The sequence below is a fragment of the Ihubacter sp. rT4E-8 genome, assembly GCF_049852125.1.
Taxonomy (GTDB): domain Bacteria; phylum Bacillota; class Clostridia; order Peptostreptococcales; family Anaerovoracaceae; genus Senimuribacter.
Genome location: NZ_CP187532.1, coordinates 1,550,852 through 1,572,771, shown reverse-complemented (window position 1 = coordinate 1,572,771; position 21,920 = coordinate 1,550,852). Strand labels below are relative to the sequence as shown.

Here is a 21,920-nt window from a genome sequence, read left to right as displayed (position 1 = left end):
CTCTTATGAGACAAGTATATTTGGACTATTCTGCGACAACTCCGGTAAAGGAAGAAGTTCTCTCGGCCATGCTGCCGTATTTCACACAGAAATTTGGCAATCCGTCCAGCCTTTATTCTCAGGGACTGGAGTCTAAGGAGGCCATGGACGAGGCAAGACGTCAGGTTGCAAGTCTGATACACGCAGAGCCTAGGGAAGTATTTTTTACCGGTTGCGGCAGTGAGGCTGACAACTGGGCTGTTTTTGGGGCTGCAAACGCGTTAAAAGATAGAGGAAAACATATTATTACAACTAGGATTGAGCATCATGCTATGCTTCATGCATGTGCTTTTTTAGAAAAGAATGGGTACGAGGTTACATATCTGGATGTACAGCCGGATGGACGAGTAGACCCTGAGGCTTTAAAGAATGCAATTACGGATAAAACGATACTGATAAGCGTTATGATGGTTAATAATGAGGTTGGATCCGTTGAACCGATTAAGGAGCTGGCAGCTATTGCTAAGGAGCACGGTATATTGTTTCATACTGATGCAGTACAGGCGCTTGCTAACATGCCTATCGATGTGAAGGAATTGGGTATAGATTTGATGAGTATGTCTGCTCATAAAATTTACGGTCCTAAAGGCGTTGGCGCTCTGTATATCCGTAAAGGTCTTAGAATTTCCAATTACCTGCATGGTGGAGCACAGGAAATGGGACGCCGGGCAGGAACGGAAAATCTGGCGTCTATCGTTGGATTTGGAAAGGCTGCGGAGCTTGCGGAGCGGCAGATGGAAGAACACATACGTCATTGCAGCGAGCTGAGGGATTATTTGATACAAAGAATAACCGATGAGATTCCGGATACCTTTGTCAATGGTTCTATAGATTATCGTCATCCCGGCAACGCGAATATCACTTTTAAATATATTGAGGGTGAATCCATTTTGCTGCTGTTGGATTTTAAGGGTATAGCTGTTTCGACAGGTTCGGCATGTTCCTCTAAGTCTCTAGAACCATCTCATGTTTTGACGGCGCTGGGCGTACCTGTGGAAATGATTCATGGAACTGTAAGGTTTACAGTTGGTGATTTTACAACAAAAGAAGATATAGATTATGTAGTTGAATGCCTGAAGGAGATCGTGGAAAAGCTGAGAGCGTTATCTCCTGTCAACGGCGAGAAAGGATGGTAAGAAATATGGCATTATATAACGATACAGTTATGGATCACTTCATGAATCCAAGAAATGTGGGAGAACTGGAAAAACCGGACGGAACTGGTACGTACGGCAGTCCGGTATGCGGAGATATGATGCAGATTCAGATCAATGTAGAAAATGATGTAATTACAGATGCAAAATTTAAGACCTTTGGATGCGGAAGTGCGATTGCGTCTTCCAGCATGGCAACTTCAATGATTATTGGAAAAACTATTGATGAGGCATTAGCGATCAGCAACAAGCAGATTATTGAGGAGCTGGGCGGTCTGCCTGCGGTAAAGGTGCACTGTTCTGTTTTAGCGGATCACGCGATCAAATCCGCAATCTATGATTATGCTCAGAAAAACGGAAAGACATATGCAGGCTTGGAGGGCTTTGATCCTGACGCGGACGAGGAGGATCATGAACACATTGAAGAAGAATAAGAAAGTAATACTTGGTTTAAGCGGCGGAGTGGACAGCACTACCGCTGCTTTGCTCTTAAAAGAACAGGGTATGGAAGTGATTGGCTTCTATTTTGATGTTTTAGGTACGAATCGAGAAGGTGAAGAAGCTGCCAGAAAATTAGCTGAGCGGCTTTCTATCGATTTTGTATCCATGGACGTGTCGAAGCAATTCAGTGACATTGTAATTGAGAACTTTTGCAATGAGTATGCATGCGGACGCACGCCTAATCCATGTGTGATCTGTAATCCTACGATCAAATTCCGTAAGCTGCTGCAGATAGCAGATGAAAGAGGCGCGTATTACATTGCTACGGGGCATTATGCACAAGTAGAACAGGATCCGGTTAACGGATTATATTATATTACAAAAGGCGTAAATCAGAAAAAGGATCAGTCCTATATGCTGTATCGGTTGGGACAGGATGTGTTATCACGTCTGCTGCTTCCGCTTGGCGGCATTGCCTGCAAAGAGGATACAAGACGGATCGCGCGCAGCTACGAGCTTCCTAATGCGGAAGCTTCTGACAGTCAGGAGATCTGTTTCATTGATGAAAGCGTTGAATCTTATGAGCGTTTTTTATTCCACAGAAATGCAGTCGGAAAGAAAGGAAATTTTATCGATCAACACGGTAATGTATTAGGTGAACACAGAGGTATTTCGTGTTATACAGTCGGTCAGCGCAAGGGCTTGGGAATCGCGCTTGGAAAACCGGCTTTTGTAACGAAGATTGACGCTGAAAGCGGCGATATTACCTTAGGTGATAATGACAGCCTCTTCAGAGGTGAAGTTTATTCTTATAATAATTTTTTTGCGGAAACTTCTGGAAGCGGCTTTCCGGACACTTGTTCAAATAAATTATCTGTTTCCGCGAAAATTCGTTACGCAGCAAAAGCCGCAGACGCTGTCGTTGAAAAGATTTCAAACGGACGCCTTTTGACCACTTTTGATGAACCGCAGCGAGCGCCTACGCCGGGCCAGTCTATTGTATTTTATCAGGGTGATCGAGTGATCGGTGGCGGATTTATTGAATAGCAATTTCGTTTTTCCCAGACTGTGGCGAGCATAATCCGTACTTTTCTAAGCCATACTAGTTTTGAAAGGGGAGTGAGAAATATGGATATGAGCAAAATGATCAAAGACGCCGCTTTGCTGGCTGCAGCAGGAACTGCAGGCTATTGTGCGTATCGTTGGATGTCGCCGACGGACAAACAGAAGATCAGCAGAGATGTTCGCCGCACCGTGGAGGATATGGGAGATGTTCGTCACGACGTGAGCAGAATGGCTGGAACGATCAAAGACACTTTTTAAGGGCAGAAGATATAAGGCGGAATAGGAAGCAGATTAGTCTGCTTCTTATTTTTTTAGAGCCTGTTAGCCGTTTGTTTTCATTGACATATTTTTTGATTCCAGTATAATATAAATTGGAGATTTGTAGAAAGAAGACTGAAGCTGTCAAGGCTGTTTTAATAGCTTTCACAAGTACACATTGTAGATAAAAGAGGAAATAATATGGAGTCTATGATAAACAATACAAATACGGTAATAGAAAAGGACGCACAGAAGAAAACACAGGATAAAACCATACGGTTTCTTGTCATAAGCCTAATTATAACGCTGATAGTTTGTGTGATCACTTTCAGCGCCCAGGGCTATTTTATGAATAAAAAGAGCGAGGCGACCATTAAAGAGTTGGGATCTCTTTATATGGAGAATATGGATAAGCAGTTGTCCATGCATTTTGAAACAATTATGGAACTCAGGCTGTCTCAGGTTCTGTCTTTAAATCAGGTCGTGCTGTCTGCAGAAATGGATGAAAAAACCGTAAGGAAGGAGCTGAGGAAACGAGCAGAGGCCCGCGGCTTTTCACATGTGGCATTTTATTCAAGAAGCGGAAACTTTGATATGCTCAGTCCAGGACATATACAGTTAATAGACCCGGAGCCTTTTTTAACTTCGCTGAATGCTGGAGATAATAAAGTTGCCATAGGCTTAGACGAATCAGGACATAAGGTAGTCCTTTTCGGCGCCAGTGTTGATTATCAGATGAGAAACGGAGAAAAATGCACTGCTTTAGTTATGGCGCTGCCGGTAGAATCTATCAGTGATATGTTATCCTTAGGTGAAGATAATTCTATGGTATATTCTCATATAATAAGGAAAGACGGCTCCTTTATTGTCCGCGGGCAGGGAACAGAACGTTTGAATTATCTGGAACAGATGGAAGAAGATTATGGAAAGAATAACAGAGATACCATAGATCGGTATAAGAAAGAGCTTCTTGAAGCCATGGAAAACAGAGCTGATTACAGCGGGGTTTTTCAGATCGACGGTCAGAGAAGACAGATTTACTGCACGCCGCTTAACTATTCAGAATGGTATCTGGTGACTGTAATGCCATACGGTACTTTAGATAAGACGGTCAGCCAATTGAGCATGCACCAGCTGTTCATGACAATAGGAGGCTGCGTTGTTATTCTGGGAATGCTTCTGGTTATCTTTACCAAATATTTTAGATTGACGAGAAAGCAGATTGAGGAATTAGAACGCGCGCGCAGTCAGGCAGAGGCCGCTACAAGAGCAAAGAGCGAATTTTTGTCTAATATGAGTCACGATATTCGTACACCGATGAATGCTATTGTAGGTATGACTGCTATCGCTACGGCTAACTTCGATAATCCGGAACAGGTAAAGCACTGTTTACGTAAAATTACTTTATCGAGCAAACACCTCTTAGGCTTGATCAACGATGTACTTGACATGTCCAAGATAGAAAGCGGAAAAATGACTTTGAATAAGGATCTGGTATCCCTGAGAGAAGTATTGGAGAGTTTGGTCAGTATCGTACAGCCGCAGGTTAAAGCAAAAAAATTGAATTTTGATGTGCTTATTGATGGTATTACGGTTGAAAATGTGTGCACCGACAGCGTTCGCTTGAATCAGGTATTGTTGAATCTGCTTTCCAACGCGATTAAATTTACACCGGAAGGCGGTACTATAAACGTATCCTTCTACGAAGAACGTTCACCGAAGGGTGATGAATATGTGCGTACACACGTAAAAGTCAAAGATACGGGCATCGGAATGTCAAAAGATTTTCAAAAGAATATTTTCGAATCCTATGTAAGAGAAGATAATGCTCGAGTCAATAAGACAGAGGGAGCAGGTCTTGGCATGGCTATTACCAAATATATAGTCGACGCTATGGATGGCAGTATTGAAATAAACAGTGAGCTTGGAAAAGGTTCAGAGTTCCATGTGATCATTGATTTTGAAAAAGCTACGGTACCTGAGGAGGAGATGATTTTACCGGAGTGGAATATGCTGGTAGTTGACGATGACGAACAATTATGCCGCACTACCGTAGAAGCGCTGGCAGGTATAGGTCTTAAAGCAGATTGGGCATTAGACGGAGAAAGCGCTATTGAAATGGTTCATAAACGTCATGCGCGCCACGATGATTACCAGATTATTTTGCTTGATTGGAAGCTGCCAGGTATGGATGGCATCGAGACGGCAAAAGCCATTCGTGAGGAAATGGGCGATGATATTCCAATCCTGTTGATTTCAGCCTACGATTGGAATGAAATAGAGGATCAGGCAAGAGAAGCAGGCGTTACAGGCTTCATAGCAAAGCCGTTGTTCCGTTCTACACTCTATTATGGTTTGAAGGAGCATATAGAAGGCGCTCAGGTAGTTCAGAGCACAAAAGAACGAAAAGACGATTTTCATGGAAAACGGATTTTGGTGGCTGAGGATAATGAGTTGAACTGGGAAATAGCCAGCGAATTGCTGTCAGAATTGGATTTACAATTAGAATGGGCTGAGAACGGACAATTATGTGTAGATCTGTTTGAGAAATCGGAACCAGGATATTACGATATGATTCTAATGGATATCAGAATGCCGGTTATGACTGGATATGAAGCCGCAAAAGCGATTCGAGCCATGAATCGCAGTGATTCCAATATTCCAATCGTTGCAATGACGGCTGACGCCTTTGCAGAAGATATCCGCAAGGCTTTAGAAAGCGGTATGAACGCTCATACCGCAAAGCCGATCGATATGAATGAGATTACCAGATTATTGAAAAGATATATTGGATAATGATGGATAAGAAACAGATTAGAGAATTTGCAATAACTGAATATAGGCGATGGCTTACATGTGCAACAGATCCCAAAGCGCAAAATGAGCTGAAGAATTTAGCCGGGCAGGAGGAGGAATTAGTGGATGCGTTTTGTGCGCATCTGCGTTTTGGAACGTCAGGCATTCGAGGCGTTTTGGGAATTGGTATCAATCGTATGAATGAATACGTAATTCGCAGAACTACACAGGGCGTAGCGAATTACTTGAATAGAATCTGTTCTCACCGGCCAAGGGTGGTAATTTCTTATGACAGCCGTGATAAATCCGATGTTTTCGCCATGGAAACAGCAAAGGTTTTGCGTGGAAACGACGTAGAGGTACACCTTTTTCCACATTTAGCGCCGGTATCTGTGTTATCCTATTCTATAAGGAAATTGTCCTGCGATATGGGTATCATGATCACCGCCAGTCATAATCCAAAAATTTTTAACGGCTACAAGGTATATGGCAGTGATGGTTATCAAATTGTGGGCGATGTACCTGACGCGATTCTCGAAGAAATAGATAAGCTGGATTTTTTTGATGGAATTCGAGAAGACCATAGCGGAATTCAATTTGTCAGCGATGAGGTATCAAAGAACTTCTGCCGTGACGTTATCGCGATGTCGACAGCTGACGGTATTTTGGGAAATCAGATGAACGAATTGTCTGTGGTATATACGCCGCTTAACGGCACGGGAAATCATTACGTTCGTCAGGTTCTTGACGGTATTGGTTTTAACAATTTGACAGTCGTCGGCTGCCAGGAGATGCCGGATTCGTCTTTTTCTACGTGCCCAGCGCCTAATCCCGAAAAAATTACAGCATATAACGAAGGCTTTAAGGCCCTGGACGCGGTAAAAGGCGATATCATCATTGCTACAGATCCCGATTGCGACAGAGTTGGCGTCAGTATTTATCATGACAGTATGAAGGTTCTTCTGACAGGAAATCAGTTGGGTGTGTTAATGCTCGATTATCTGTGTCATGTCAGACCTCCGAAGCCGGGACAGTTCATGATTAAAAGTATTGTTACGACACCTTTGGCAGAGCGAATCGCAGAGAAATATGGTCTTCGTACAGTGAATACTTTAACGGGATTTAAATATATCGGCGAGATGATTACATCGTTGGAGCAGGCAGGACGCCTCTCAGAATATTATTTTGGTTTTGAAGAAAGCAACGGGTATCTGATGAATCCGTTTATACGCGATAAAGACGGTGTCAGCTCTGCTATGCTGGCTGTAGAGGTGGCCGCGTGGTGTAAGGCTGCCGGAAAAGACTTAATACAGCGTCTTCATGAAATTTATGAAGAATTCGGCGTGTGCAGAGACAAGACCTGGAATTTCTTTTTTGAGGGACCCTATGGGAGCTTGACCATGGGTCATGTCATGGACTGGTTTCGGAATAACCTGACTGCAGGCAGTTCAATAGGCGGTGTAATGATTCAAGAAAGAATAGATTATCTACAGGATACCGGATTACCTAAGTCAGATGTAATGTCGTACCTCCTGGAGGGAGGAACACAGCTGGTTATCCGGCCGTCGGGAACAGAAGCAAAGATAAAAATTTATATATTTGAGACAGAAAATTTGCCGACAGTAGAAAAAGATATAGAAAATATTATGAACAGTTTTAAGGGGTAGAAGATCGATATGTTAAAAATCGTAATCAGAGTTGCAGCTATTTGTTTGCCATTACTGCTTTTATGCTGCTGCAGTATGAAGCAGGCGGATGCGGAGGTTTTGGCTGAAGCACGAAGTCTTGAAGGGTCAGGGCAGGTTCTTTTGACCTGGGAATCTGCTGAGAATGCAGCCGGATACGCCGTCTTTCGTTCTTATGAAAAGGATGGAACGTATGATTTGGTTGAAACTCTGGACGGAAATAAAAACTGTCGTTTTCTAGATCAGAAACAGAATGTGGGGAAGACTTGTTATTATAAGATTTGTTGTATCGCGGACACGCAAAGCGAGCCGGAATGCAGCGCTGCTATACAGCCTCTTGAAGTTCGAATTTTGGAAGAAGTCGGACAGGATCCTGAAGATCCGCTGATGCTGGTCAATAAAAATTGCTGGTTAAGCCGAACCTATGTGCCTACTGATCTCGTTTCTGTCGGTGAATTCGCAACAGCTGAGATGACAGCTAAGGGCATTGTGCGCAGCGCTTATGAGAAGCTTTACCGCGCGGCGGGAAAACAGGGATTAGATATCAGAATCGTGTCTGCCTACAGAGACTATGCGCTGCAAAAACAATTATTTGCTTATTGGTGCAGAGTAGATGGGAAGAAACAAGCCTTGCGAACCAGTGCAAAAGCAGGTCGAAGCGAGCATCAGACAGGGTATGCTCTGGACGTTTCATGTGCCAGTGAAGGTTGGGATCTGAAGGAAAGCTTTGGATTAACCCCAGAAGGCCAATGGTTGGCGGACCATTGTTGGAAATACGGATTTATCATTCGATATAAAGGCGAAACAGAGGCCGTTACAGGATATGCTTATGAGCCATGGCACATTCGCTATGTTGGAGAAGCTGCTGCAAAGGAAATATATGAGCAAAATGTGACTTTGGAAGAATATTTAGGGTATTAAATAGACTTTCTTTATGATTTGTGGTAAAATAGTAAATTATTGCAAGAAATTTCAGGAGGAAATTTATATATGGAAAAATTAGGTTTAAATCAAATCAGACAGATGTTTAGAGACTTTTATGTTACAAAAGGTCACTATGCAGCGAAAAGCGCATCTTTAATTCCTCGTAACGATAAGTCTTTGTTGATTATCAACTCAGGCATGGCGCCGCTGAAGCCGTACTTTGCAGGTGTAGAAACACCGCCTTCCAAACGTATGACAACATGTCAGAAATGTATTAGAACCGGCGATATTGATAATGTAGGTATCACGTCCAGACACGGTACTTTCTTTGAAATGCTTGGAAATTTTTCCTTTGGAGATTATTTTAAAGAAGAATCTCTTAACTGGGGATGGGAATTTATTACGCAGCATTTGAAGATGCCTGTCGACAGACTTTGGGCGACTGTTTACGAGGATGATGATCAAGCTGTAGAGATTTGGAAAAAAATTGGTCTGCCGGAAGACAGGATCGTGAGACTTGGAAAGGACGACAATTTCTGGGAGATCGGCCTTGGACCTTGCGGACCATGTTCAGAGATATATTTTGACAGAGGAGAGGAATACGGATGCGGCAGTCCTGACTGTAAGCCAGGCTGTGACTGCGACAGATATCTTGAGTTCTGGAATCATGTATTCACACAGTTCTCCAAAGAGGAGGACGGAAGCTACAGTAATTTAGAGCATCCTAATATTGATACGGGCATGGGGCTCGAGCGTATGGCATGTATCATGCAGGGAGTAGATTCTATCTTCGATGTAGATACCATTCGCCATATTCTCGAAGGCGTAGTCGAAGCCAGCGGCGTGGCATATGAAGACGGCGCGGCTAAGACAGATGTGTCAATTAGAATTATCACAGATCATCTGCGCTCCATGGTATTTATGATTGCAGACGGTATCATTCCTTCTAATGAAGGACGAGGCTATGTGTTGAGAAGATTGATCAGAAGGGCTGCCAGACATGGAAAGATTCTAGGAATTCAAGGAAAGTTTCTTGTTGAGCTTTCAAATCGGGTGATCGAAGTATCTGGAGAAGCTTATCCGGAATTGGTGGAAAAGAAGGACTACATTCAGAAGATCATCTCCGTGGAGGAGGAGAAGTTCGCCGTGACGATTGACCAGGGAACTAACATCATTCACGAGTATGTAGAAGAATTAAAAAAGACAAACAGTAATATTCTGTCTGGTGAAAAGGTCTTTAAATTATATGACACTTTCGGTTTCCCATTGGAGCTAACTGTAGAAATTCTGGCTGAAGAAGGCTGTAGCGCGGATGAAAAAGGATTTAATGAGCATATGCGCAGACAGAAAGAAATGGCCAGAGCAGGAAGAAAATCAACGGCGGAGGAAGCCTGGAAAGAGGCTGACGGCACAGTCGGTCTGCCTGATACCATTTTCACCGGATATGATCATACAGAGGATACCGCTCATGTAGTTGCTATATTTACAGATGCAGGCGAAGTAGAAAAGGCAGACACTTATCAGAACGCCGTTGTTTATCTGGATAGAACTCCATTCTATGCTGAGGGCGGCGGACAAGCTTGCGATAATGGTTTTATGTCGACCATGGACTGCCATGCGAAGGTTATCTCAGTTGAAAAGCATAACGGCGTGTTTGCGCATAAAGTACTTGTGGAGAAAGGGTGTCTCTCAAAAGGAGATACTGTTGAATGCGGTGTTAATATTTACCGCCGTAATGCGTGCGCGAGAAATCATACGGCTACACATTTGCTGCAAAAAGCGCTGCAGCAGGTGGTAGGAAGTCATGTGCAGCAGGCAGGCTCCAGCGTCAGCGATGAGTCTCTGCGATTTGATTTTAATCATTTTGAAGCTGTAACACCGGATCAGCTGGAACAGATTGAACAGCTTGTTAATCTGAAGATCATCGAATTCCTGCCTGTAACTGCTTCTGAAATGCCGATGGAGGAAGCGCAAGCTATGGGGGCTATGGCTCTTTTCGGAGAGAAATATGGTGATAAGGTCAGGGTGGTCAACGCAGGCGATTGGAGTATAGAGCTCTGTGGCGGTACACACGTAGATAATACGGGACAGATCGGTGTGTTCAAGATTACAAGCGAATCAGGCGTGGCCTCTGGTGTGCGAAGAATTGAAGCTGTCACAGGGACAGGCGTTCTTCTGGCTGCCGCCGCTGCGGAAGGTATCGTCAATGAGATTGCCGGCGTACTGAAAACAAACCAAACGGCTGTGGTACAGAAGGCTGTTTCTGTAACCGATGAGCTGAAGGATATTAAGAAGGAATTAGAAGAATTCAAGAAAGCTGCCATGGGTGGTGAAGTTGACGAAATGGTAAAATCCGCGAAAAAAATCGGAGATATCAGGCTTGTAACCAAGGAATTTAAGGATTATAATATAAATGATCTGCGAAATTTATCTGATGATATAAAGGCGGATCATAGTGGTATCGTCATGGTTTTCGCTACTGTCAATGGGTCTAAAGTAACTTTCCTGGTATCAGTAACAGACGACCTTTTGGACAAAGGGGTTCATGCAGGTAAAATGATCAAAGAGATTGCTGCGGCCTGCGGCGGCGGTGGCGGTGGTAAGGCTGACATGGCACAGGCGGGCGCTAAGGATCCGTCTAAGATTTCCGATGCATTTCAGGTTGCAGAAGAACTCTTATCATAGTATACTATAGATATTAGAAAAACGGAGAAGGAGGTCGTTATCATGGAGAGAAAGACAATTATGTTCGATGCGGCAAAAACACAGCAGAAAACTACGAAAGAAGTGCTGGAAACAGTTTATGCGGCTTTGGAAGAAAGAGGTTATAATGGTATCGACCAGATGGTTGGATACATTCTTTCAGGTGATCCTTCTTATATCACCAGTCATAATAATGCGCGTACGATGATCAGCCGCATTGACCGAGATGATTTGGTTGAAGAGATCTTGAAAGATTATTTAAGAAAATAAGAAATTGCAGAAAAACGGCAGGTTGTATTTCACCTGCCGTTTTCTTTGAAAAAAGAGGAGCCTTATGAGAAAGATAGCGTTAGATGTAGGAGATAAAACAGTCGGCATTGCTCTCAGCGATGCATTGGGCATCACTGCACAGGGATTAATGACTTTAGAAAGGGTTGGAATCCGAAAGGATACAGGCAAAATTCTGGATCTGGTAAAAGAGTATGCATGCGATACGATTGTGATTGGCTTACCGCGTAAGCTGGACGGTACTGATAGTATACAGACGGAAAAAGTCTATGAATTTCGCACAATGTTAGAGAACAAAATGCGCAGCACCGGCATGAAGGGAATCCAGGTCGTATGGCAGGATGAGCGTCTGACCACGGTTATGGCTGAAAAGGTTCTCATCGAAGCGGATGTCAGCCGCAAAAAGCGAAAAGAGGTTATTGATAAACAGGCTGCGGTTCTGATTATGCAGAGCTATCTTGACAGCATAGCCATGAGGAAAAAAGGTCAGGAATAAGTCCGGGCCGCTGATTTGTTGGACAAGGAATAAAAACGAACAATATAATTGTAAGTTGTAAAAAATGTTCGCGAATTTTCTGTTTTTTGACGTTTTTTTATAGAAAACGTTAGCATTTATCGGCTTTTTTCTGAACAAATATTGACACTATGGATAGATGTGATAAAGTTTTATTAGTACAGATTTTGAAGAAAAATTTGGAGGTTAAATAGATGAAGAAAATTGGAATTATTATGGGAAGCGACAGTGACCTTCCCGTTGTAGGAAAAGCGATGGATACCTTGGATGAATTCGGTATTCCTTACGAAGTGCATGTATATTCGGCGCACCGTACACCTGCAGAGGTAAAAGCATTTACCGAAAATGCAAGGGATAACGGATTTGGCGCGATTATCGCGGCTGCGGGTAAAGCAGCGCATTTAGCAGGCGCTATTGCGGCAAGTACCACACTTCCGGTTATTGGTATTCCTGTCAAGTCCTCTACTTTGGACGGTCTGGATGCTCTTTTGTCTACTGTCCAGATGCCGGGAGGGATTCCTGTAGCCACTGTGGCTATTGACGGCGCGCAAAATGCTGCTTTGCTGGCAATCCAGATGCTTGGCATCGAGGATCAGGAGATTGCCGCTAAACTGGATGCACAGAGAAAATCAGCGGCTGAAAAGGTTCTTGCAAAGAATTTGGCTGTGGAAGAAAAATATAACAACTAAATAGAAAAGAGGTAAGATAAGATGAGCGTAGAAAAGACAGAACAGTTATATGAAGGAAAAGCTAAAAAGGTGTATGCGACAACAGATAAGAATTTGTGCATTGTATCGTATAAAGATGACGCGACAGCTTTTAACGGATTAAAAAAAGGGACGATCACTGGAAAAGGCGCCATCAATAACAGAGTCACTAATTTTCTGATGAAAATGCTGGAGGAGAAAGGAATTCCGACACATTTTGTGGAAGAATTAAATGAAAGAGAAACTGTAGTAAAGAAGGTAAGTATCATTCCGCTTGAGGTTATCGTCAGAAATATTGCAGCAGGATCTCTGGCAAAGAGACTGGGTCTTGAGGAAGGATACAAGCTGAAAAGACCGGTACTGGAATTCAGCTATAAAAATGATGATCTGGGCGATCCTATGGTAAACGATTATCATATTCTGGCGATGGAATACGCGACAGATGCAGAGTTGGATACGATTAAATCTTACGCTTTAAAAATCAATGAGATTCTTGCCTCTTATCTAAAGGACGATAATATTGAGTTAATCGACTTTAAACTGGAATTCGGCAAAACGGCAGATGGTCAAATTGTGCTGGCTGATGAAATTTCACCCGATACTTGCCGTTTCTGGGATACAGTTACCCATGAAAAACTGGATAAAGACAGATTCAGAAGAGATCTGGGCGGCGTAGAGGACGCCTATGAGGAAGTTTTAAAACGGCTAATGGGAGAATAATCAGAATATATTATAAGGATAAGTAAAAGAGGAGAAGTTAAAAATGGGAAAAAGTTTCAGTGAAAGCTATAAGGCCGCGGGAGTTGATATTACTGCCGGATATAAAGCAGTGGAGCTGATGAAAGAGCATGTGGCAAAGACGATGGTATTTGGTAATGTACCTGATGATATCGGAGGTTTCGGCGGTTTGTTGGAGCTGGATCTTGAAGGTATTGAAAGACCTGTTCTTGTCAGCGGTACTGACGGTGTAGGAACAAAGCTGAAGATGGCGTTCCTCATGGACAAGCATGATACCGTCGGTATCGACTGTGTGGCAATGTGTGTCAACGATATCATCTGTGTAGGCGCTAAGCCGTTGTTCTTCCTGGATTATATTGCTGTCGGCAAGAATTATCCTGAGAAGGTTGCGCAGATCGTCAGCGGTGTGGCAGAGGGCTGTATTCAGTCGGAAGCTGCTTTGATCGGTGGAGAGACAGCAGAAATGCCGGGCTTTTATCCTGAAGACGAATACGACCTTGCCGGCTTTGCCGTAGGTGTAGTGGATAAATCTAAAGTGTTAAAGAAAGAAACAGTTCGCGAAGGAGATGTAATCATAGGTTTACCATCCTCAGGCGTACATTCTAACGGCTTTTCCCTGGTCAGAAAGGTTCTGGACGTAGAACATGCGGATATTAAAACACCTTTGGAGGAACTGGGCGGCAAATCCTTAGGCGAGACGCTGCTGACACCGACCAGAATCTATGTGAAGCCGATGGTTAATCTCTTTAAGGAGGTTACAGTAAAATCTGTTGCTCATATTACAGGCGGCGGATTCTACGAGAATATTCCTCGCAGCCTGCCTAAGGGCTTCGGCGTAAGAATTAAGAGAGAAAATATCAGAGTTCTTCCGATCTTCAAACTGATTGCAGAAAGAGGCGGCATTCCTGAAAGAGATATGTTCAATACCTTTAATATGGGAGTTGGTATGACCGTCATCGTTGCGAAGGAGGATGCTGATAAGACACTTGAGGTTCTGAAAGCGAACGGAGAAGACGCGTACATTTTAGGTGAGGTAGTTAAATCTGAGGAAGGCGTGGAAATATGCTAAAGACGAAAATTGCTGTTTTGGTATCTGGAGGAGGTACGAATCTACAGGCTTTGATTGACGCTCAGAATAGCGGAGTAATTCAAAGCGGTGAGATCGTTTTAGTCGCATCTAACAGAGCTGATGCTTATGCATTGAAAAGAGCTGAGAGCAACGGTATCAAAGGGATAATCATGACGGACGAAAAGCAGCTCCTGCAGGCTTTTCAGGCAGAGGGCGTCGAACTGATCGTTTTAGCCGGATTCTTGAAGATTTTGAGCAAAGAATTTATTCAGTCCTATGAAGGACGGATTATCAATATCCATCCATCGCTGATTCCGTCTTTTTGCGGCAAAGGCTGTTACGGCCTTCATGTTCATGAAAAGGCGTTGGAATATGGCGTCAAAGTGACGGGCGCTACGGTACACTTTGTCAATGAAATACCTGACGGCGGAAAGATCATCGCGCAGAAAGCGGTAGAAATTTTGGAAAACGACACGCCTGAGACTTTACAAAGACGAGTCATGGAACAGGCTGAATGGGTTTTACTGCCTCAGGCAGTGGAAAAAATCAGCTATAAACTGGCGAAAGGAAAGAATGAGCAATGAATGTATATGAAATAAAAACAATGGAAGCTTCTGTAAAGGGTAATTCCTATGTAGGCAGAGGAATTGTTCTTGGAAAAAGCCGGGATGGAAAAAAGGCTGTCAGCGCGTATTTCATTATGGGAAGAAGTGAGAACAGCAGAAATCGCATTTTTCTGGAGGAAGACGAAAATGTTATGATTAAACCGTTCGATGAATCCAAGGTTGAAGATCCTTCTTTAATCATTTATTATCCGATGCGAAAGTATGAAGATAAGCTAATTGTGACCAATGGTGATCAGACGGATACCATTTTTGAATTTCTTAAGGAAGGTAAATCCTTTGAGGAAGCGCTGGATACCAGATGCTTTGAACCGGACGGTCCAAATTGGACGCCGAGAATCAGCGGAATGTTTACTTTTGGCAAAGACTTAACGTACAAGATGAGCATTTTAAAGAGCGCCGATCCGGAAGGCACAGCCTGCAACAGATATTATTATAACTATACGGCTTTGCCAGGCCTGGGACACTTTATTCATACTTATTTACAGGACGGCAATCCGATTCCGACATTTTGCGGTGAGCCGGAACGTGTTGACATTCCTGATGATATCGATGCTTTCACAGAGGAAATTTGGAATAGTCTGGACGGGGATAATAAAATTTCTCTCTATGTCAGATATGTGGATCTTGCAACCGGTAAAGCGGAAAACCGCATGCTGAATAAAAACGCTTAATGAGGAGGTCTGAAAAGATGAAAGAGTTTGAATTGAAATACGGATGTAATCCGAATCAGAAGCCGGCAAAGATTTATATGTCTGACGGCAGTGAACTGCCTGTGGAGATCCTAAATGGCAGACCGGGCTATATCAATTTTCTGGATGCTTTCAACAGCTGGCAGCTGGTAAAAGAGTTAAAAGAGGCTCTGCATATGCCTGCGGCGGCATCTTTTAAACACGTCAGTCCTACTTCTGCAGCTGTAGGCGTTCCGATGAATGAAACTCTGAAAAAGGCTTGTTTTGTTGATGATATTCCGGGTTTAGACGAGTCTCCGATTGCTACAGCTTATGCGAGAGCCAGAGGAACAGACAGAATGTCTTCCTTCGGCGATTGGGTAGCGTTGAGCGACACCTGTGACGCTGTAACAGCGACAATCTTAAAGCGTGAAGTGTCCGACGGCATTATTGCGCCAGATTATACAGAAGAAGCTTTAGAGATTCTAAAAGCGAAAAAGAAGGGCAATTACAATATCATAAAAATAGATCCTGATTATGTTCCAGAGAAGCAGGAGATAAAACAAGTATTCGGAATTACTTTTGAGCAGGGCAGAAATGACTACCGAATCACGCCGGAAATGCTTACAGATATCAGAACGGCAAACAAAGACTTACCGGAAGAAGCGAAGCGTGATTTGATTATTGCTCTGATTACCCTGAAATACACGCAATCCAATTCCGTTGCTTATGCAAAGGATGGTCAGGCAATCGGTGTGGGCGCTGGACAGCAGTCCAGAATTCACTGTACGCGTCTTGCAGGAAACAAGGCTGATTTCTGGCACCTCAGACAGGCAGATAAGGTTATAAACCTGCCGTTTAAGGATGATATCGCCCGAGCTACTCGAGACAATACTATTGATGTTTATCTGGGTGACGAGTATGAGGATGTTCTGAGAGACGGCGTATGGGAAACCCTGTTTACAGAAAAACCGCAGCCTTTTACTCGTGAGGAGCAGCGTGCTTATTTGGATACCATTACAGGCGTTGCATTGGGCAGCGACGCGTTCTTCCCATTTGGCGATAATATTGAACGCGCGAAGAAAAGCGGCGTTTCCTATATTGCAGAACCGGGAGGCTCTGTGCGCGACGATAATGTATTAGAAGTCTGTGATAAATATGATATGGTAACTGTGTTCACAGGAATGCGGTTATTCCATCACTAAGGCTGTTTTGCTACAGAAGATGAAAGAGGTATATACATGAAAGTAATGGTTGTTGGTGGCGGCGGCAGAGAGCATGCCATCATTAAAAAAATAAAGAAAAGTCCTAAGGTAAGCCGGATTTATGCTTTACCGGGCAACGGTGGTATGGCAGCCGACGCAGAGTGTGTGGATATCGGGGCAAAGGATCTTCCGGCGATTGTAGAGTTTGCAAAAGAAAACGCTGTAGATTTTGCAGTTGTAGCGCCAGACGATCCATTGGTGCTTGGCCTTGTAGATTTGCTGGAGGCAGAAGGTATTCCATGCTTTGGACCGGAGAAAAAAGCGGCTATCATCGAAGGCAGCAAAGCGTTCTCTAAGGATCTGATGAAGAAGTATCATATTCCGACGGCAGCGTATGAAACCTTTACCGATATAGAAAGCGCTTTGAACTATTTAGAAACCTGTAAAATTCCTGTAGTCGTCAAGGCGGACGGTTTAGCTCTGGGTAAAGGCGTCATTATTGCAGAAACGCTGGAGGATGCGAAGAAGGCTGTACACGACATGATGGAGGACAAGGTTTTCGGAGAAAGCGGAAGCAAGGTGGTTATTGAAGAATTCTTAACAGGACCGGAGGTTTCCGTATTATCCTTTACGGATGGAAAGACTTTGATACCGATGGTTTCCTCTATGGATCATAAACGTGCGTTGGACGGTGATAAGGGACTGAACACCGGAGGTATGGGAACGATTGCACCGAATCCGTACTATACTGCAGATGTGGCTGAACAGTGTATGAAAGAGATCTTCCTGCCGACGATGGATGCTATGAACAAGGAGGGCAGAACATTTAAAGGATGCCTGTATTTCGGTCTGATGATTACAGAAGACGGACCGAAGGTGATTGAGTATAACTGTCGTTTTGGTGATCCTGAGACACAGGTTGTACTGCCGCTTTTGGACAGTGATCTATTTGAAATTATGGAGCATGTGGCAGCAGGAACATTGAATCAGGCGGAAGTAAATTTTGCATGCGATGCCGCGTGTTGTGTTGTCATGGCTTCAGAGGGATATCCTGTTAAGTATGAAAAAGGATTTGAAATTATAATTGACGATGATGTGGAGGATGTCTATGTCGCAGGGGCAAAGCTTTCTGACGATGGAAAGCTTTTAACCAACGGCGGTCGGGTTCTGGGCGTTACTGAGCGCGGAGCGGATATTGCAGAAGCGATTAAAAAAGCCTATAAATCTATAGCGAAGGTTCATTTTGACAATGCTTTCTACAGAAACGATATTGGTCAGAGAGCTCTCACAGCATTGGAGGAGAAATAAATGGTTTATAGAATTTATGTTGAAAAGAAAAAAGCGTTTGCCCATGAGGCGGCTTCTCTGAAGAATGACATCGTTAACCTTCTTCAGATAAAGAATTTGACGGATCTGCGTATTGTCAACCGTTACGATGCAGAAAACCTGGAAAGAGAATTATTTGACCAGGCTGTAAACGCTGTCTTTTCGGAACCGCAGGTGGATCAAACCTTTGAGACGTTGGATATATCCTCGTCCGACTGTGTTTTTGCTGTGGAATATCTTCCGGGACAGTTTGACCAGAGAGCAAATTCTGCTGCCGAGTGTATTCAGATTATATCAAAGGGAGAACGTCCTGCTATTAGAACTGCAAAGGTTTATCTGTTGTCCGGCGATCTCTCAGAGCAGGAGATTACTGAGATTAAAAAATATGTAATCAATCCAGTAGAAGCCAGAGAAGCCACACTGGACACTTTTGATACACTAAAGGTGGAATATGAAATTCCTACAGAGGTTGCCGTTTTAAATGGATTTAATACGTTGGATGAGGCGGGATTATTAGAGTTCCTTAGCAATTATGGACTGGCTATGGATCTGGGCGATCTGAAATTCTGTCAGGATTACTTCAAATCTGAGGACAGAGATCCGACAATTACAGAAATTAGGGTGATCGATACGTATTGGTCTGATCACTGCAGACATACGACGTTTAATACAACAATTGACAGCGTTCGTTTCGAGGACGCGGCGATCCAGGCTACTTATGACGATTATATGACAACTCGCGAAGCGTTGGGTCGTACTAAGCCAGTGAACCTGATGGATATCGGTACGCTTGCCGCGAAGTATCTGAAGAAGCAGGGGCTTCTGGACAAACTGGATGAATCAGAGGAAATCAATGCGTGTACAGTGAAGATGGAGGTAGAGGTTGACGGAGAAAAACAGCCTTGGCTTTTGCTCTTTAAAAATGAAACCCATAATCATCCGACAGAAATTGAGCCTTTTGGCGGCGCTGCAACTTGTGTAGGCGGCGCGATTCGAGACCCTTTATCAGGCAGAAGCTACGTATATTCAGCCATGCGTGTGACGGGCGCTGCCGATCCGCTGAAACCAGTTTCCGAAACTATGGAAGGTAAGCTGCCGCAAAGGAAGATCGTAACAACTGCTGCTAACGGCTACAGCTCTTACGGCAACCAGATCGGCCTTGCTACAGGTCAGGTAGATGAATTATATCATCCAGGCTATGTGGCGAAAAGAATGGAAATTGGCGCTGTAGTAGCTGCGGCTCCGGCTGAGAATGTACGCAGAGAACGTCCTGTAGACAGCGATATTGTCATTTTGCTGGGGGGAAAGACAGGCAGAGACGGATGCGGAGGAGCAACAGGTTCCTCTAAATCTCATACAACACAATCTCTGGAGAGCTGTGGCGCAGAGGTGCAAAAAGGTAACGCGCCTGAAGAAAGAAAGCTGCAGAGACTGTTCAGAAATCCTGAAGCATCAAAGTTGATTAAACGCTGTAACGACTTTGGGGCAGGCGGTGTTTCTGTCGCGATTGGAGAGTTAGCCGACGGACTTGAGATTAACCTCAATGCTGTTCCTAAAAAGTATGACGGTTTAGATGGTACAGAACTGGCGATCAGTGAATCTCAGGAAAGAATGGCTGTTGTCGTAGCAAAGGAAGACGCTGATCGTTTCTGTCAGTTGGCTGAATTAGAAAACTTAGAGGCGACAATCGTCGCCGAAGTGAAAGAAAATCCATACCTGAAGATTTTCTGGAATGGAAACGCAATTGTAAACATTTCCAGAGCTTTCTTAGATACAAACGGCGCGGAGAAACACATCGACATTGAAATTTCTAAAGCAGAGCCTTATGAAAAGGAAATTCCGACTGATTTTGCGGACGGATTTAAGACGTTAACAGGAGATCTCAACGTTTGTTCCAAGAGAGGCTTATCCGAGCGCTTTGACTCTACGATTGGAGCGGGAACCGTTCTGATGCCGTTTGGCGGTATCCGTCAGAGGACTCCGATCCAGGCTATGGTAAATCTGGTATCTGTAGAAAAGGAACATACGTCTACCTGTTCCGTCATGTCATGGGGATATAATCCTTATATAGCGGAAAAAAGTCCATATCACAGCGCTTATCTGGCTGTTGTGGAATCTGTATCTAAGCTGATCGCTACAGGCGCTTCCTTTGAGGACGTATATTTGTCCTTCCAGGAATACTTTGAAAAGCCGATGCGCGAGCCGAGAAGGTGGGGAAAACCTATGGCTGCTGTTTTAGGCGCTTTCAAGGCACAGAAGGAATTAGGCGTGGCCGCCATAGGCGGTAAGGATTCCATGAGCGGTACCTTCGAGGATATCGATGTACCGCCGACACTGGTTTCATTTGCAGTAACAACCGAAGACGCGGCGCATATCATTTCTCCGGAATTCAAATCAGCGGATAATGGCGTGCTAATGATTGTTCCTAAAAAGGATGACACTGGACTTCCAAAGGCTGAATCTCTGAAAACAATCTATGCTTTCGTAAATCAAATGATGCGGGAAGGTAAAATTATCAGCGCTTATACGCCGGGATTCGGAGGAGTGGCAGAGGCTGTACTGAAGATGTCTATAGGTAACGGTATCGGGTTTAAATTCAATGATTCTGTTGATTTAGAAACAATCTTTGGATATCACTATGGAGCGTTCATCGTAGAAACAGGCAGTGGCATGATGTTCTACGGAAATGATTTTGACGTAGTTTCTCTGGGCCACACTCTTGATTTGCCATCCATCTTCTATGGAGATGTTCAACTGTCTCTGGAAGAATTGGAAATGATCTATGAGGGAAAATTGGAGCCGATTTATACGTGCAATATTCACCCTGAGGATAATGAAGCGAAAGCTTATACTTATCAATCAGAGGCAAGACCTCATGCTAAGATCAAGGTTGAGAAACCAAAAGTATTGATTCCAGTATTTCCGGGAACAAATTGCGAGTTTGATTCTGCCAAAGCTTTCCGTGACGCTGGAGCAGAACCTGAAATTTTTGTCATCAATAACTTATCTGCAGCGGCTATTGCCAAATCTGTAGAGGAATTTGCTTTGAAGGTACGGGAATCGCAGATCATCTTTATTCCAGGAGGCTTCTCCGGAGGAGACGAACCGGATGGATCAGGTAAGTTTATTACTGCATTCTTCCGAAACGAGGAAATCAAAGAAGCTGTAACGGATCTGTTAGACAATCGAGATGGTTTGATGGCAGGAATTTGTAACGGTTTCCAGGCTTTGATTAAATTAGGTCTGGTACCTTACGGAAGGATTATCGATACGGATGAGAATTGTCCGACATTGACATTTAATGAAATCGGACGGCATCAGTCTAAGCTGGTACGTACTAGAATTGCGTCTAATAAATCTCCATGGATGGCTAACGCTAAAGCAGGGGAAATCTATACAGTTCCAATTTCTCACGGAGAAGGACGCTTTATCGCATCCCGTCAATTGATTGAGGAATTAGCTGAAAACGGTCAGATTCTGACACAGTATGTAGATCTGGAAGGGCGTATCAGTACGGATATCCAATATAATCCAAACGGATCTTATGCCTGCATTGAAGGTATTACGTCGCCTGACGGCAGAGTTTTAGGAAAAATGGGTCATTCTGAGAGAATCGGTAAGGATTTGTATAGGAATGTACCAGGAGACTTTGATATGGGTATGTTTAAGGCAGCAGTAGATTACTTCAAATAAAAGACTATTACAAAATGAGAA

At 43.7% G+C, this 21,920-nt stretch carries 18 protein-coding genes; all 18 read left to right on the top strand.

Annotation, left to right across the window (positions count from 1 at the left end; translation table 11 throughout):
- Window positions 1-5 precede the first annotated feature (5 nt).
- The 18 genes from nifS to ACPW7J_RS07685 all read left to right on the top strand — a co-directional run bounded on the left by nifS (window position 6) and on the right by ACPW7J_RS07685 (window position 21,899).
- Entirely contained in the window at window positions 6-1,175 is a 1,170-nt protein-coding gene (nifS, locus tag ACPW7J_RS07770; protein WP_425754886.1) for a cysteine desulfurase NifS, read from the top strand.
- A 5-nt stretch (window positions 1,176-1,180) separates the two neighbouring features.
- Complete coding sequence (gene nifU / locus ACPW7J_RS07765; protein ID WP_161873099.1) at window positions 1,181-1,627, top strand: Fe-S cluster assembly scaffold protein NifU; 447 nt, start codon at window positions 1,181-1,183, stop codon at window positions 1,625-1,627.
- Window positions 1,605-2,681 (top strand): tRNA 2-thiouridine(34) synthase MnmA, encoded by a 1,077-nt coding sequence (mnmA, locus tag ACPW7J_RS07760; RefSeq protein ID WP_425754885.1) that lies wholly within the window; start codon window positions 1,605-1,607, stop codon window positions 2,679-2,681. Before nifU ends, mnmA begins: the two co-directional genes overlap by 23 nt.
- A gap of 81 nt (window positions 2,682-2,762) precedes the next feature.
- Window positions 2,763-2,957 carry a hypothetical protein gene (locus ACPW7J_RS07755; RefSeq protein ID WP_161873101.1) on the top strand — a complete coding sequence of 65 codons (195 nt, stop codon included), beginning with the start codon at window positions 2,763-2,765 and terminating at the stop codon, window positions 2,955-2,957.
- Window positions 2,958-3,158: 201 nt separating this feature from the next.
- Window positions 3,159-5,753 (top strand): response regulator, encoded by a 2,595-nt coding sequence (locus tag ACPW7J_RS07750; RefSeq protein ID WP_425754884.1) that lies wholly within the window; start codon window positions 3,159-3,161, stop codon window positions 5,751-5,753.
- Entirely contained in the window at window positions 5,753-7,420 is a 1,668-nt protein-coding gene (locus ACPW7J_RS07745) for a phospho-sugar mutase (RefSeq protein WP_425754883.1), read from the top strand. The genes ACPW7J_RS07750 and ACPW7J_RS07745 overlap by 1 nt, the downstream gene beginning before the upstream one ends.
- 9 nt (window positions 7,421-7,429) lie before the next feature.
- The gene (locus ACPW7J_RS07740; RefSeq protein WP_425754882.1) at window positions 7,430-8,359 is read left to right on the top strand and encodes a D-alanyl-D-alanine carboxypeptidase family protein; all 930 of its coding nucleotides are present in this window, start codon (window positions 7,430-7,432) and stop codon (window positions 8,357-8,359) included.
- A gap of 69 nt (window positions 8,360-8,428) precedes the next feature.
- Complete coding sequence (gene alaS, locus ACPW7J_RS07735) at window positions 8,429-11,047, top strand: alanine--tRNA ligase (RefSeq protein ID WP_424959853.1); 2,619 nt, start codon at window positions 8,429-8,431, stop codon at window positions 11,045-11,047.
- Between the two features lie 42 nt (window positions 11,048-11,089).
- Complete coding sequence (locus ACPW7J_RS07730) at window positions 11,090-11,335, top strand: IreB family regulatory phosphoprotein (protein ID WP_161873105.1); 246 nt, start codon at window positions 11,090-11,092, stop codon at window positions 11,333-11,335.
- A gap of 64 nt (window positions 11,336-11,399) precedes the next feature.
- Window positions 11,400-11,849 (top strand): Holliday junction resolvase RuvX, encoded by a 450-nt coding sequence (ruvX, locus tag ACPW7J_RS07725; protein WP_424959852.1) that lies wholly within the window; start codon window positions 11,400-11,402, stop codon window positions 11,847-11,849.
- A gap of 212 nt (window positions 11,850-12,061) precedes the next feature.
- Window positions 12,062-12,556, top strand: coding sequence for a 5-(carboxyamino)imidazole ribonucleotide mutase (gene purE, locus ACPW7J_RS07720; RefSeq protein WP_161873107.1), 495 nt, complete (start codon window positions 12,062-12,064; stop codon window positions 12,554-12,556).
- Between the two features lie 21 nt (window positions 12,557-12,577).
- Complete coding sequence (purC, locus tag ACPW7J_RS07715; RefSeq protein ID WP_425754881.1) at window positions 12,578-13,294, top strand: phosphoribosylaminoimidazolesuccinocarboxamide synthase; 717 nt, start codon at window positions 12,578-12,580, stop codon at window positions 13,292-13,294.
- Between the two features lie 43 nt (window positions 13,295-13,337).
- The gene (gene purM / locus ACPW7J_RS07710; protein WP_425754880.1) at window positions 13,338-14,381 is read left to right on the top strand and encodes a phosphoribosylformylglycinamidine cyclo-ligase; all 1,044 of its coding nucleotides are present in this window, start codon (window positions 13,338-13,340) and stop codon (window positions 14,379-14,381) included.
- Window positions 14,375-14,965, top strand: a complete 591-nt coding sequence (gene purN / locus ACPW7J_RS07705; RefSeq protein ID WP_424959850.1) for a phosphoribosylglycinamide formyltransferase — start codon at window positions 14,375-14,377, stop codon at window positions 14,963-14,965. Before purM ends, purN begins: the two co-directional genes overlap by 7 nt.
- A complete protein-coding gene (locus ACPW7J_RS07700; protein ID WP_424959849.1) occupies window positions 14,962-15,678 on the top strand; it encodes an IMP cyclohydrolase in 717 nt (238 codons plus the stop codon). The genes purN and ACPW7J_RS07700 overlap by 4 nt, the downstream gene beginning before the upstream one ends.
- Window positions 15,679-15,695: 17 nt before the next feature.
- Window positions 15,696-16,880 carry a phosphoribosylaminoimidazolecarboxamide formyltransferase gene (locus ACPW7J_RS07695; RefSeq protein ID WP_425754879.1) on the top strand — a complete coding sequence of 395 codons (1,185 nt, stop codon included), beginning with the start codon at window positions 15,696-15,698 and terminating at the stop codon, window positions 16,878-16,880.
- Window positions 16,881-16,916: 36 nt separating this feature from the next.
- The gene (purD, locus tag ACPW7J_RS07690) at window positions 16,917-18,188 is read left to right on the top strand and encodes a phosphoribosylamine--glycine ligase (RefSeq protein ID WP_161873113.1); all 1,272 of its coding nucleotides are present in this window, start codon (window positions 16,917-16,919) and stop codon (window positions 18,186-18,188) included.
- The gene (locus tag ACPW7J_RS07685; protein WP_425754878.1) at window positions 18,189-21,899 is read left to right on the top strand and encodes a phosphoribosylformylglycinamidine synthase; all 3,711 of its coding nucleotides are present in this window, start codon (window positions 18,189-18,191) and stop codon (window positions 21,897-21,899) included.
- Window positions 21,900-21,920 lie beyond the last annotated feature (21 nt).